Origin of the sequence: Enterococcus raffinosus (assembly GCF_018917525.1) — a bacterium.
In the GTDB taxonomy this organism is placed as follows: Bacteria; Bacillota; Bacilli; order Lactobacillales; family Enterococcaceae; genus Enterococcus_A; species Enterococcus_A raffinosus_A.
Genome location: NZ_JAHLOS010000040.1, coordinates 1 through 13,656 on the forward strand (window position 1 = coordinate 1; position 13,656 = coordinate 13,656).

Annotated in this window: 11 protein-coding genes; 3 read left to right on the top strand and 8 right to left on the bottom strand. The window is 41.9% G+C overall.

Annotation, left to right across the window (positions count from 1 at the left end; genetic code table 11):
- Window positions 1–141: 141 nt before the first annotated feature.
- The 5 genes from KQI58_RS18470 to metF form a co-directional block, all read right to left on the bottom strand.
- Entirely contained in the window at window positions 142–1,137 is a 996-nt protein-coding gene (locus KQI58_RS18470; RefSeq protein ID WP_216410453.1) for a uroporphyrinogen decarboxylase family protein, read from the bottom strand.
- Between the two features lie 266 nt (window positions 1,138–1,403).
- Window positions 1,404–2,333, bottom strand: a complete 930-nt coding sequence (locus KQI58_RS18475) for a LysR family transcriptional regulator (protein WP_216410454.1) — start codon at window positions 2,331–2,333, stop codon at window positions 1,404–1,406.
- A 22-nt stretch (window positions 2,334–2,355) separates the two neighbouring features.
- On the bottom strand, window positions 2,356–3,453 hold the full coding sequence (locus KQI58_RS18480; protein ID WP_216410455.1) for an aminotransferase class I/II-fold pyridoxal phosphate-dependent enzyme: 1,098 nt from the start codon (window positions 3,451–3,453) through the stop codon (window positions 2,356–2,358).
- Window positions 3,450–4,655 carry a MalY/PatB family protein gene (locus tag KQI58_RS18485; protein ID WP_216410456.1) on the bottom strand — a complete coding sequence of 402 codons (1,206 nt, stop codon included), beginning with the start codon at window positions 4,653–4,655 and terminating at the stop codon, window positions 3,450–3,452. The genes KQI58_RS18480 and KQI58_RS18485 overlap by 4 nt, the downstream gene beginning before the upstream one ends.
- A 287-nt stretch (window positions 4,656–4,942) precedes the next feature.
- Window positions 4,943–5,800 carry a methylenetetrahydrofolate reductase [NAD(P)H] gene (gene metF, locus KQI58_RS18490; RefSeq protein WP_216410457.1) on the bottom strand — a complete coding sequence of 286 codons (858 nt, stop codon included), beginning with the start codon at window positions 5,798–5,800 and terminating at the stop codon, window positions 4,943–4,945.
- 164 nt (window positions 5,801–5,964) lie between these two features.
- Here metF and KQI58_RS18495 point away from each other — a divergent pair, with 164 nt between their 5' ends.
- Window positions 5,965–6,888 (top strand): LysR family transcriptional regulator, encoded by a 924-nt coding sequence (locus tag KQI58_RS18495; protein ID WP_216410458.1) that lies wholly within the window; start codon window positions 5,965–5,967, stop codon window positions 6,886–6,888.
- Between the two features lie 66 nt (window positions 6,889–6,954).
- Here KQI58_RS18495 and KQI58_RS18500 read toward each other — a convergent pair whose 3' ends face one another.
- Entirely contained in the window at window positions 6,955–7,539 is a 585-nt protein-coding gene (locus KQI58_RS18500) for a phosphatase PAP2 family protein (protein ID WP_216410459.1), read from the bottom strand.
- 267 nt (window positions 7,540–7,806) lie between these two features.
- Here KQI58_RS18500 and KQI58_RS18505 point away from each other — a divergent pair, with 267 nt between their 5' ends.
- Window positions 7,807–9,438, top strand: a complete 1,632-nt coding sequence (locus KQI58_RS18505) for a malolactic enzyme (protein WP_216410460.1) — start codon at window positions 7,807–7,809, stop codon at window positions 9,436–9,438.
- Between the two features lie 134 nt (window positions 9,439–9,572).
- Window positions 9,573–10,895: a 2-hydroxycarboxylate transporter family protein gene (locus KQI58_RS18510; RefSeq protein WP_216410461.1), complete on the top strand. Its 1,323-nt coding sequence runs from the start codon at window positions 9,573–9,575 to the stop codon at window positions 10,893–10,895.
- A gap of 636 nt (window positions 10,896–11,531) precedes the next feature.
- On the opposite strand, the gene KQI58_RS18515 is transcribed toward KQI58_RS18510, so the two are convergent.
- A complete protein-coding gene (locus tag KQI58_RS18515; RefSeq protein ID WP_216410484.1) occupies window positions 11,532–11,771 on the bottom strand; it encodes a hypothetical protein in 240 nt (79 codons plus the stop codon).
- A 136-nt stretch (window positions 11,772–11,907) separates the two neighbouring features.
- Window positions 11,908–13,605 (bottom strand): hypothetical protein, encoded by a 1,698-nt coding sequence (locus KQI58_RS18520; RefSeq protein WP_216410462.1) that lies wholly within the window; start codon window positions 13,603–13,605, stop codon window positions 11,908–11,910.
- Window positions 13,606–13,656: the final 51 nt, after the last annotated feature.

Here is a 13,656-nt window from a genome sequence, read left to right on the forward strand (position 1 = left end):
CAGCTTGACGTTGATTCTTCAAGAAATAATCCTTCGCCTTCCGCAAAAAAATCGAACACGGCAGGCTTATTTGGTATGCATTATTTCAAAAACAACTAGTATTATTTATTTTCAAACTTTATCCTCCATTCTTCTATTCCTCTATGCGTTTTGCTTTGTATACTCTTTTGCGGCTTGTCGGACACTCTCTAGGTTTGCGATCGGAATGTCGCTCGGTACTGTGCAATCAGCTCCAAGGATCACGCCGGTCGTCCCTGCCTCGATCAATAGATTCTCCGCTACCTGTTGAATTTCTGATGGTTTCCCACTGTATAACAAGCCTTTACTGGTATTTTCAAAGCCTCCGATGACGGTTTTATTGAAAAAGACCTTTCCTTCAGTAAGTGAAACCCCTTCTGGTCCGACTGCCCAATTTACAGCCGCCGCTGGATAATCCTGATACAAACGAAGATCGTTCTTGGCACCTTCATAGCCGCAAATATGCAAAATATTTTGACCCCCCGCTGCATTCGCAGCTGCTAAAACCTTCCATTCGCTAGGTCGAATATACGTTTCGTACACTTCTTTCGTCACTGTTTTATCTTGAACATTTTGAACACTCAAGTAGATCCCATCGATTGTCGTCTCAGTCAGCAGCCTCGTTACTAATTTCACTAGATCGTCCGCAATCGTATCCAGTGCTGCTGCGACCAGTTCAGGTGCTTTCTGCAAGAGTTCAGCAAATTGCTTTTCCCCTTTCGGAAGCTGCCATTTAAAGTACGTAGCTGGAGCAAAAATATTGTAGAAGGACGCAATTTCTTCAACGAACTGAGCGGTTTGCTGCTGAATTAGCTCAACCTGTCCCTGATACCACGAATGCGTCTCATCGATCGAACGAAGCTTTTTGAGATCGGAAGCTGCTTCTACCTGCTGAATCGCATCATTCGGATAATAAAAATACCCATCACTCATCAGCTTCACAAAGTCCGGACGAAAGTCCTCGATAAAGGCGCGATGTCCTTCGATATTTTGCTGGATGTTCTTTTTAGTCGGCGCAGCAGTTCCTGGATCGGCTAAAAAGTGAAACCAAAAACCCACCGGTACGCGTTCAACTTTCTCTTGTTTCAACGCTCGCAACACTAATTCTTTTTTTGTCATAAAATCTCTCCTTATCTCTTTTTGAATAACAAAAAAGGACCTGAAATGGTTTCAAGTCCTTTGGTCATCTTTAAATTTCGCCGATAATGAATGCGTCATTTAAGGGTATGCCAAAGAACACGATGCGCATCGGCACATCATGTTTGGCATCATCATTTCATTCGTCCGCTGTACCTTTGTCATAATAACCGCTCCCTTCTTAGTTGTACTATTTCTAGTAAGTCAACTATACCAGTTACCGAGGGGGCAACGCCAATTGAGAGTTTTTATGACGATTCATTACTTTTAGTTATAACAGCTTGAGATTCCTGCAGCGTTTTCTTCAATTGCTCGAGAAAAAACTTCCCCAGCTCTGTCGGCTTACGCATTTTATTACTAATCACCACCAGAGAATGAACATCGGCGTCTTTCAGTGGACGCAGAACAATCTGATCTTTAGTCAGACCTTGGATTATTCCTAGTCCAGAAGCATAGGCTTCAGAAGCCCCCAATAAATTCATCAGTGTTCCGCGATCGCTGGTATAATAATTCGACTGCTCTTTGGATATATCAATTGGGTCCTCATCGAGATGTGCCGATCCGCTGTCTTCTTGAATAAATCGAACCTGCGGATAGCCGATCAGCTCCTGCTTGTCGATCACCGATTTTGCAGCAAGCGGATGCTGGGCTCCCAAATAAATATGCGTTGAAAATTTTCCCAACACCTCAAAGTTTAGACTTTCCTGACTAAAATAGCGCTCAAGTAATCGTTCATTTTGCGGATTGAGGTACAAGATCCCCAGCTCACTTTCAAAATCCCGAATGCTTTCAAGAATTCTTTTAGTGGTCGTTTCAATTAGATAAAAATTTTGACACACCGCTTGAAATTCCCTTGTGACTGCCAAAAATGGCTCATAAAGAAAATCATAATGCTGAGAAACCACTGAGAAACGCTTCTTTGTCCCCAGTGAAAAATGCTGCTCCATCTCGTCTACCTGTGCCAAGATTCGCTTCGCGTAAATCAAAAAATCACTACCCGCTTCCGTCAGACAAACTCCAGATTTTGAGCGATGAAACAGCTGAACATCCAGCTCGCTCTCCACCTCCTTGATGGCACTGGAAAGGCTTGGCTGGGTGACATACAATTCCTTGGCGGCTTGACTGAAGCTGCCGACCTTGGCGATCGTCAGGACATAGCGATATTGCTGTAAATTCATAAACTTCTCCCTTCCATTCTGCTTATTCGTCAAACACTCGGAAGCCGCGTGTCAGATCCTCCAACAGATCCTGACTGTCTTCGATCCCAATCGAAAGACGCAATAGTTTATCCGTCAGTCCATAAGATTCTCGTAGTTCTTTGGGGATATCCGCATGGGTTTGAGTCGTCGGATAGGTAATCAATGTTTCCACCCCGCCTAAGCTTTCAGCAAAGGTGATCAAATTCAGGCGGCTCAAGAATTCGGGGATTTTAGAAGCATCACGAACATAGAAGCTGATCATTCCGCCGATCCCCGGATAAAGTACCTTCTCAATTTGCGGGAAGCTTTCTAAAGCAGCCGCGATCTCCTGCGCATTGCGTTCCTGTTGTTCAAAACGAACCTTTAAGGTCTTTAAGCTGCGAATAAACAGCCAGCTGTCAAAGCTGGATAAGGTTGGGCCAGTGGTGTTACTGAGCCAAGCCAATTTCTCGCCGATTTCAGGTGCCTTGGCCACCACGACTCCAGCCAATAAATCGTTGTGTCCGCTCAAGAATTTCGTTCCCGAATGAACCACGATATCCGCCCCTTCTGTTAAGGGCTGCTGTCGCAAAGGCGTTGAAAACGTATTGTCTACGATCAGCAAGGCATCATGCTGATGAGCGAGTGCCGCGGTATCAGCAATGGAGACCTCCTGCATCAGCGGATTCGTCGGCGTTTCCAAAAAGACAGCAGTGATTTTCTGATTTATCTGACTTTCCAAGCTTTCAAAGTCATCAAAATAATGAAAGATGCACCCATTTTGTCGTTCTAGTTCTTGGAAATAACGATAGCTGCCACCATAGAGATCGCGCGAAACTAGAAATTCACTCTTCGCTGGAAAATAATTAAAGACCAGCTGAATCGCGCTCATACCCGAACTTGTTGCGATTGCTTGACTTCCCGCTTCTAATTTTGCCAAAGCCGCTTCTAAAATGGCTCGCGTTGGATTTTTCGTACGAGTATAGTCATAACCGGTGCTCTGACCCAGCTCTGGATGCGAAAAAGTTGTTGATAAATAAATCGGTGCCGAGACTGCACCTGTCTGTCGGTCGCTATGATTACCAATTTGTGCTAATTCTGTTGCTGTCTGATAGTTCATTTATTAGTTCCTCCTTTAATCTTGTCATTCAACTTGATCAAACTCTTTAATGCCGCTTCGATAATTTCTGGTTTAGTTGCCAGATTGATTCGGATAAAGCCCTGGGTTTCTATTGAAAACCATTCCCCGTAATCAATCGCTAACCCCGCTTGCTCCTGAATGTAATGCTTCATGTCTACTGTTGGCAGCCATGCTCGTAAGTCAAGCCACGCTAAATAGGTCCCTTGAAGTTCGCTAATCTTGATCGCCGGAATTTTTTCTGCCAATTGCTTCTTTAGCAATAAATAATTTTCGGCTACAACGGATAGTAATCCCTGCAGCCACTCATCACCGGTTTCATAAGCAGCGACTGCCGCAACTTGTCCTAAGACACTGTTGCCGGTTTGATGATGCCGCTTTTCCCACAGCTGATAGGTTTCGCGAAGCTTTGGATCTGGCAGCCAAATATGAGCATTCAAAAGTGAAGCCAAATTAAAAGTCTTTGATGGTGCATTACAGACAATCAAATGATCCAAAAAATCTATTTCTTCTGCTACCGTTATCGCAGAAACAAACGAATGACCTGGCAAAATCAGATCAGAGTGAATCTCATCGGAAAGAACCAATACATCATATTTTTGACACAAGGAAAGAACAGCCTTTAGTTCTTCTTTGCGCCAGACGCGACCAACTGGATTATGCGGAGAGCAAAGAATAAACAGCTTGACCTTCCGCTCGATCAGCTGCTGCTCAAAATGAACCAGATCCATTTGATAGCCGTCTGCGGTTTCTATTAAATTCGAGGTGATCAGTTCCCTCTGCTGATCCTTGATTACATCAAAGAAAGGATAATAAACGGGAGGCTGGACAATGATTGGATCGCCTTTTTCGGTAAAGCAGTTAATCAAATCATAGAGCCCTTGAACAACACCAGTGGTAAAGTGCAGCCACTCTTTTTTAAAACGGGTTTGCTCATGGCGCTTCTGCCAGTTAGCATAAGCAGAGAAATAGTTTTCTGGAACCAAGGAATAGCCGAAGATACCATGCTCGATCCGTTCCGTTAATGCTTTTTGAACGGTTGTCGGTATCGAAAAGTCCATATCCGCTACCCAGAGCGGCAATAAGCTCTCATCCCCATAACGCTCCTCTAAGGCATCCCATTTCAAAGAGTCCGTTTGTTTTCTGTTTTGATAAAATGTCTGAACAAAATCTGCAATTTCCATCTGCTCACTCCTTTTTTTGAAAATAAAAAAGCCCCTTTGTCAATTGACAAAGGGACGGATTATACCGTGTTACCACCCAAATTCGTATTACAAAAATACCTCGACAGCTCCATAAGAAGCTCGGCGAGATAACGGTCGCAGCCGTCTAGCGAGCGTGAACCCGCCACAACACTCAGAGCTCATCTTCATTGAGTTTGCTTTGTCCTCTTTCTCACCAGCCGAGGTCTCTGTATTTAGCAGCGTCAATTACTCTTCTCTTCAACGTTAGATTATTTTATTCCTAAAAACTAGCGTACCTCGATCTGACCCTTCAATACGTTTTTGGTGTTGTAATAGATATGCTTCGCTACTTCAGCATTATTCATCGTGTACAAATGAATCCCCGCCACATCCTGTGTCGCCAGATCAATAATCTGATCGATGGCATAGGCTAAGCCGGCTTCTTTAAGAGCGATCGGATCATGCTCGTATTTTTCCAAAATGGCTAAGAACTTACGAGGAAGCTTAGTGTTGGTAGTCTTGATCAAGCGCAAGGCCTGCTTCCGATTCACAATCGGCATGATGCCCGCCAAGATTGGCACCTTGATATCTGCCAAGTCACAGGATTCTTGAAATTGATAAAAAAGCTCATTGTCAAAAAACAGCTGGGTGATCAATTGATCGCAGCCGCCAGCAACCTTTCGCCTCAGATTTTTAACATCCTCAATGCGATTTTGCGATTCTGGATGCGTCTCAGGATAACAAGCGCCGCTAATATGAAAATGCGGTGCCTGCTGCTTCACATAATCAATCAAATCGCTGGCATACGTAAAATCTTGTTTCGGCGGCAGCTCCGGAATGATATCGCCTCGCAACGCCAAGATCTGATGAATGCCGATCTGATCCAATTGCGCGACTAGCCGCTGAACCTGTGCTTGATCCAAGTAAGCCGCTGGCAGATGAGCAATCGTCGGCACCTGAAGCTCCGTATGGATATAATTTGCGACTTTTAATGTCGTCTCTTCGATCGTTTGACGATTATTGCTACAAGTCACACTGATAAAATCAGGCGCTAATTGCTGTAGCTCCTCTAATGTGGTCAAGAGCTTCTCCGTTCCGACCTGTGTATTCGGTGGAAACACCTCAAATGATAGCGTGCTGGACATTGGCTGCACTTCCCTTCTGTCAGAATTTATCTAAATTCCTTCGTTTGTTGTGATACGTTACACAATACCACGCTTTTTTCGCCTTGAATAACTGATAAAAGTAATAACTGGTTATAGCTAATAACTATAACCTCCGTTATAATCATAGAAAAAGAGGTGAAGTGATGCGTTTACAACAATTGATCTATTTCGAAAAAATTATTGAAAAAGGCTCAATAAACGAGGCCGCAAAAGCCTTGTATCTGACTCAGCCCAGCCTTTCCAATGCGTTGAAGGAGCTCGAAAATGAAATGAAGGTACAGCTGCTAGTTCGCAACAAGCAGGGGATCATCCCTACTGCTGAAGGTCGTGAATTTCTGATCTATGTTCGGCAAATATTGGATCAGGTCAATCTGCTGGAGGAGAAATTTAAGAATGAGCCGCTGCGACGCCAGAATTTTTCAGTATCCGCTCAGCATTATGCCTTTGTGGTCCATGCTTTTGTGGAGCTACTGCGCACCGTCAATGCCGAGGAATATAATTTCACCCTGCGCGAGACCGAAACAGAAAATATTTTCGATGATCTCGCCAGCTTTAAAAGCGAACTTGGTATTCTTTATTTGAATTCCTTCAACCGACAAGTCATGACCAAGCTGTTCAAGGAAAAAGGCTTAGAATTCACACCGCTGTTTAACGCCAAACCGCATGTTTTTGTCAGCCGCACCAATCCCTTAGTCGCTAAAAAATCGCTGAAATTAGCAGATCTCGAGGACTATCCTTATTTATCCTACGAGCAAGGAGAAAACAATTCCTTCTATTTTTCCGAAGAGATTCTAAGCACTTGGGATCGGAAAAAGAACATCAAAGTCAGCGACCGCGCAACGATTTTTAATTTGATGGTAGGCTTAAACGGCTACACAATCAGTTCAGGAATCATCAGCAGCGAACTAAACGATGATAAGATTGTTGCGATTCCGTTAGAATATCAGGACGTCATAACCCTCGGTTGGATCAAACAGCAGCAGCTTGAGCTTAGCCCCTTAGGTCAGACCTATTTAGAGCTGTTAAAAGAACATATTCGCGGCTATGGATTTGATATTATTGAATAAAAAAAAGAGTCAAGTGCTTCTCTTTGATGAGATAGCCTTGACTCTTGTGGATTTAGTTCAGAATAATCAACTATAAACAAGCAGTCCCCACTGTAAAATCAATGTAATCCCCGCACCAAACAACCAGCCGCCGACCACGTCAGACAAATAATGTATCCCTAAATATACCCGCGAGAAACCAATCAATCCAGCGATCACTAGACAGATGATTACTAATAATGGTAGGAATTGCGGATAGACTTCCCCACCACCAAGCGCGATGCAGCAATATAGCGCACTGGAACAGGTCGCATGGAAGCTAGGAAAACTGGCATCCACCTCTTCGACTAGCCGTTGCCCGACTGGACGGGGACGCTTTTTCAATCGCTTGATAATATAGGCCAAGCCCCAACTTAGAGCCAAAGATAAGCCAGCCGGTTTCAGAATTGCTGAACAAAACGGCGGGACTAAAGCCAGCGCACCGATGATAATGACCACACCCGTAGCTCGACCAAGTTTTGTAAAAAAGAGCATGATCTTAGTGATAAACGGGCGCCGTAATGCAATCACTTTGAGCGTCACCAGCTCATCAAACCGCTGTAAACCTGACAACGAAAGAGCGATCAACAACATTACGAATACTAGCAAACAAATAATTCCACCGATTAACATAGCATCTCCTCCTTCCAGATATTACTCCCAATCTCCGCAACTTAAACGATCTTTATTCTTATTATATTAAGTATAACCCAATTTATTTCCGTTGTCTTAAAGAGAAAAAAGGAACAGCTACGTTTTGCACGCCAATTTTCCTCAGCTCCTTTACTTTTTTAATCATATCCCTCATATAAACAAAATTTATCGTTACCCAACGTTTTGACTATACTTTCTCTCTCCTTTTATACTTCGTAAGCAATCAAATTTTAGGAGGATTTATTTATGCTTACAGGTTTAAATTTATTAAACAACCCCTTTTTAAATAAAGGAACAGCCTTTACCAAAGAAGAACGAGCAAAATACGGAATTACTGGGATGCTGCCTAGTACCGTTCAAACTTTAGAACAACAAGCCGTTCAAGCTTACGGACAATACTTAAGCAAACCATCTGATTTGGAAAAACGTATTTTCTTAATGAACATCTTCAATACCAATCGGACATTATTCTACAAATTAATGGGCCAACATTTAGTTGAATTCATGCCAATCGTGTACGATCCAGTGGTTGCAGATTCAATTGAACAATACAACGAAATCTTCGTTGAACCACAAGATGCTGCTTTCTTATCCATTGATGATCCAGAAAGCATTAAAGATAGCTTGAAAAACGCTGCTGACGGCCGTGACATTCGTTTGATCATCGTGACTGACGCAGAAGGAATTCTAGGCATGGGCGACTGGGGTGTCAACGGTGTGGATATCGCCATCGGTAAATTAATGGTTTACACTGCTGCTGCTGGGATCAACCCTGCACAAGTTTTACCTGTCTCCATCGATGCTGGTACGAATAACGAAGAATTATTGAACAACCCACTTTACTTAGGGAACCGTCATGCACGTGTGACTGGTAACACTTACTACGACTTCATCGATCAATTCGTTGAAGCAGCGACAGATCTTTTCCCTGAATTACTATTACACTGGGAAGACTTCGGCCGTGGCAATGCCGCTAACATCTTAGAAAAATATCAAGACAAAATCACGACCTTCAATGATGATATCCAAGGAACTGGGATCGTTGTTCTTGCTGGTGTATTAGGCGGATTGAATATTTCTGGCGAAGCTTTGAAGGATCAAACAATCCTAACTTTCGGTGCGGGGACTGCCGGGGTTGGTATTGCCAACATTCTATTAAAAGAAATGGTTCGCCAAGGAACACCTGAAGAAGAAGCACGTAAACACTTCTATCAAGTCGACAAACAAGGTTTGTTGTTTGAAGACACAGAAGGTTTAACTCCTGGACAAATTCCATTTGCTAGAAAACGTGCTGAATTTACCAACAGCGAAGAATTAACAAACTTAGAAGCTGTTGTAAAAGAAATCCATCCAACAATCATGATCGGTACTTCAACTCAACCAGGTGCTTTCAGCGAAACTATCATCAAAGACATGGCTGCACACACTGCTCGTCCGATTATTATGCCTTTATCAAATCCAACAAAATTAGCGGAAGCTACTGCGAAGGACTTGATCGAATGGACCGATGGAAAAGCCTTGATCGGTACAGGTATCCCTGCGGCTGACGTGGATTACAATGGCGTGACTTACCAAATCGGTCAAGCCAACAATGCCCTAATGTACCCAGGTCTTGGTTTAGGCTTGATTGTTTCAACTTCAACTCGCGTAAATGATGAAATTATTTCTCAAGCAAGTCGTGCGCTAGGCGGAATCGTCGATGTGACAAAACCAGGCGCATCTATCCTGCCTCCAGTGGCTAAATTGACGGAATTCTCTCAAATCATCGCTGAAACTGTTGTGAAATCAGTCGTTGACCAAAAATTGAACCGTGAAGCAATCACTGATGTCAAAGCAGCTGTAGAAGCAGCTAAATGGGTACCTGAATACCAAGACTAATCCATTCCTCTCCTTCCCACTTATCGGATTAGATTATATATAAATAACTCTCTTAAATGAGGGAGTAGATGCATATGCTACTCCCCATTTTTATGGATTCAACTACGTTTTACTAAAGAAAGGATCTTTTAAAAATGGCACAAAAAGAATCAACAACTGCGATGCCAGTTGAAGAAAAAAAGACCAGCTTCTGGTCAACCAAAATCACTGGTGTTAGCCTGCCAATCTATTTGATCATGGTCGTTGTCCTGATCGTAGCGATGGCTTTAGGCAAATTACCAACCAACATGATCGGACCGATTGCTATTCTGGTAATTTTCGGGAACTTATTCCATTTCATCGGCAACAAAATTCCGATCGTTAAAAGTTATTTAGGCGGCGGCTCCGTCTTTGCGATCTTCGCTTCTGCGGCAATTGCGACCTTTGGCATCTTACCTGATGAAGTCGTAAAATCAACGCAAAATTTTGTCAGCAATATGGGCTTCTTGGACTTTTACATCGCAGCCTTGATAACCGGGAGTATCCTTGGGATGAACCGTAAATTATTGATGAAAGCCTCTGTTCGCTTTATTCCCGTAGCACTTATTTCGATGGTCGTTTCTTTCTTTGCTGTCGGATTGGTTGGTATGCTGATCGGTAACGGCTTTGCGAATTCTGTTCTATACATCTCATTGCCTGCGATGGCTGGTGGTGTTGGAGCCGGAGCCGTTCCTTTATCAACGATCTATGCTCACGTTTTAGGAACTGATGCGTCCTCAATTATTTCTCGTTTGATCCCGGCAACTGCCATGACCAATGTTTTAGCCATCATTGGTGCTGCGTTAGTTGCTCGTGCGGGACAATCATTGCCAAAATTAAATGGTAATGGCAAGCTGATGGAAAAAGGCGATCTTGGCGATGGCAAACCTCGTGAAGTTAAACCAGATATCGCTCAACTAGGTGTTGGTTTGATGGTAGCATTGACCTTCTTCATTCTTGGTCAAATCTGTAACTTCTTCGTTCCAAAGATCCATGCCTATGCTTTTATGATCATCATCGTATCTATTTGTAAAATTACTAATATCTTGCCAGAATATTATGAAGATGCCGCAATCATGTTCAACAATTTGATCGTTAAAAACCTTACTGCTGCTGTGTTAGCTGGTATCGGTATCGCGTTATTGAACTTAAACGTTCTAGCTTCCGCATTGACATGGCAATTTGTTGTCCTATGTTTGACAAGTGTTATTGTTATCTCATTGGTTTCTGGTTTCGTTGGTCGTCTATTCGGACTGTACCCTGTCGAATCAACGATTACTGCTGGATTATGTAACAATTCAATGGGTGGCACTGGTAACGTTGCAGTGTTATCTGCCGCAAACCGCATGGAATTAATCGCCTTTGCACAAATGGGCAACCGTTTAGGCGGCGCGATTGTGTTGATTATCTCAGGATTTTTAATGCAGCTGTTCTCATAATAAAAAACGAGCGAACATCTTTCTTTCGAATGAAAGAGTATGTTCGTTCGTTTTTTTATTTCTTATAAGTCATTCTGAATTGTTGCTTTTTAATTGGCTTAAAACAAAGCGCTAACGTTATATTTTTTTTCGTGATTTCATTGTTTCTACTATTCCCGTTACAAAGACAATGAAGAAAATAAGTATAAAAACAAAAAATGGAAGAACATCAATAGCTCCACTTTCAAAACACATTAATAGATAAATCAACGATGGCAGCGCAAAGAAATAATTGGCTACTCTTCTATTCGGACTGATAAACCTATCGTAGATCAAAACACAAAATGGTGCGACAGCGCAGATCATTATTTTAAACAGCCAGGCTTCGGTTACTTTGAAGGAAAAAAAACTTATTAGAATAACCAACGATATCAGTAATATGCCAATCAACTTTTGCTTGTTCAAAAAAGCACCCTCTTTTCCATGATTCAGACTCATTTCAACCTATACTATTAAAAAAAACACAGCGTACACGAAATAAATATATTATGTAAACCCAAAACTCCTAATTGTTTCTTCTATTACTATAGCATTTATAGTTAAGCTTTTACACACAAAAAAGGGAGAACGGTTCCGATCTCCCTTTTTTGCTTATTTCTACCATCTTCCGCGTTTTAATCGAGCCTTGTTAACATAGCGCTTCGCATTTGTTGGAATCCGCTCTGGCGAGTCGTCCGTATCCACTTCCCAAGGGTAAAGTCCCTCTTCGTTTTTTTGAAAATTTTGCAGTTCATCTTTTTGTGAATCCTCGCCCCGCTCGTTCTTCTTCCGCAACCGCATAAGGAAATAAGACAGCGCGATGAGTATTAATGCGATAAATCGAATCGTACCTACCATAATCATTCCTCCTAATTCGTTTTAATGAATTAATTTTTCACAGAAAAATTAGTTCGATTCGAATGCCGTATATCATTCAACTAAAGGGTTCTCAACGAAGTACTACTCGAACTTTTCGGGTAAATACCCTTCATGGTCAACTGCGAAAAGTTGAACTTACCCCCATCATCTCATGTAAACGAAAATTAATTAATCCCGACAAGAAGTGTTCAGCATCATCGATTCTCATTCTAAAACGGTCATGTCTGGCGAAAAAGCCATAGCTGATCGTATGTGGTTGTTTGAAAAATTGTGCAAATTCTGGAAACATGACGCCAGTCGTGAGTTCATGCTGGACTCTTTTTTTTATGACCGAGTTGATCCTATCCTTCACAACCTTGAACTCTTTTGAGCTTTCAAACAGTTGCGATTTCAGTTCGCTAGTCGCTAATTTTTCAATCATTTTGGACGCCGCGACTAACAGCTCCAGCATCGTAGGATAAGCCGTATCTCGTTTATCAATGAAGTTGATATTCCCAAGTGCATTGTCCAAGCCGAATTGATAATACTCTTTCTTTTCTTGATAAATCAGCAGTTCATTTGTTGCGTAGCTCAGCCAGTGATCATGATATTTTTGGTAGTCATCAGCGATAAATTGATTCATGAGGTCTTCACAAATCTGCATAATCTTTGCTTCTTTGAAAATACCATAGGCCCGAAGCAGCGCAAAAAGGATTTCACCATCATAATAAACGATTCTGAATTTTTCCTTGATTTGTAATTGCGAGTCCAACACATGAATGGTTCGATTGTCACTGGTTATAAATTTATCCTTTACAGAAACAATCAACCGCCTTAAAATCGGCTGAAATTGCGTATCTCCTGTGACTTCACTATACTTAGCGATCGCTAAAATCGCGGTTGCTTGAGCCCCCAGCTTGTATTCTACACTGGTGCTTAACGGCTCTTTTACTAAAAGATAGCCTGACACTTCTGAGAGTAAATGCTGGATTCCCCATTGAATACTTTTTTCAAGTAATGGCTTTAATTTTTGATCCTTCTCATAGCCAGCAGCTTCAGCCAAGGCATACAACGAAGAAAAATGGCGAACAGAATTGTAGCCTGGTATTCGTTGGTCATAACATGGAAAGTAGCCATAAATAAATTGCCCTGTCTCTGTTAAGTGGCGTTTTAAATAGTCACTACCTTTTTCAATCACTAGATCAGTCATTTGATCCAAATTTAAAACCGAAACAGATCGCACGCGATTGCCATTTCCATAATCAATTAAAGGAAAAACCTGATCATTTTCAAAGTAGAAAGCTTCTGTTTTGAATAGATACAACGGAGCAGTTGCTAAATTGATTGTCTTTGCATTCCTTATACCATATTTTCTCTTCATATAGCCGCGATAATTTTGATCATCTATCGAAAGCTTCGGAAGATTTCGCCCAACTTTGTGCTCTTTGCTAGGCTTTAAGATCGCATTTCCAACCAGCTCTTCCATTAAAAAGCTATGCTTCTTTTTTCCATCCACCCGAAAATTGAAATCGCCGTAGTTATTTCTTTTGATACCGCCGATCAAGTCCTGAAGTTCTTGGAAAGTGACCTTTTTTTCTTCCGTTACAACGTCAAGTCGAAAGTACGGCGCTTTTTTAAGATTCTTTTTTTTATAGTATGATAAAAAATCATTCCAAATTGTTTGATAATTATCGCCGTACAGCTCAACCACTTGACTACGTTCTGCGGGTTTACCAATACTGATAATTAACAGTGGACTCACCTGCTTTGTCCGCATCTTACTAAGCAGCTCTTCCACCACTTGGAATCTATTTTCAATTAATTGAATCGACATTTTATCACCCCATAAAAGATTGATGAAGAGAATACTCCCTTCATCAATCTA

Coding starts and splice junctions, on each gene's coding strand:
- KQI58_RS18470 (WP_216410453.1), bottom strand. CDS start 1,137: ATGACAAAAAAAGAATTAGTGTTGCGAGCGTTGAAACAAGAGAAAGTT.
- KQI58_RS18475 (WP_216410454.1), bottom strand. CDS start 2,333: ATGAATTTACAGCAATATCGCTATGTCCTGACGATCGCCAAGGTCGGC.
- KQI58_RS18480 (WP_216410455.1), bottom strand. CDS start 3,453: ATGAACTATCAGACAGCAACAGAATTAGCACAAATTGGTAATCATAGC.
- KQI58_RS18485 (WP_216410456.1), bottom strand. CDS start 4,655: ATGGAAATTGCAGATTTTGTTCAGACATTTTATCAAAACAGAAAACAA.
- metF (WP_216410457.1), bottom strand. CDS start 5,800: ATGTCCAGCACGCTATCATTTGAGGTGTTTCCACCGAATACACAGGTC.
- KQI58_RS18495 (WP_216410458.1), top strand. CDS start 5,965: ATGCGTTTACAACAATTGATCTATTTCGAAAAAATTATTGAAAAAGGC.
- KQI58_RS18500 (WP_216410459.1), bottom strand. CDS start 7,539: ATGTTAATCGGTGGAATTATTTGTTTGCTAGTATTCGTAATGTTGTTG.
- KQI58_RS18505 (WP_216410460.1), top strand. CDS start 7,807: ATGCTTACAGGTTTAAATTTATTAAACAACCCCTTTTTAAATAAAGGA.
- KQI58_RS18510 (WP_216410461.1), top strand. CDS start 9,573: ATGGCACAAAAAGAATCAACAACTGCGATGCCAGTTGAAGAAAAAAAG.
- KQI58_RS18515 (WP_216410484.1), bottom strand. CDS start 11,771: ATGGTAGGTACGATTCGATTTATCGCATTAATACTCATCGCGCTGTCT.
- KQI58_RS18520 (WP_216410462.1), bottom strand. CDS start 13,605: ATGTCGATTCAATTAATTGAAAATAGATTCCAAGTGGTGGAAGAGCTG.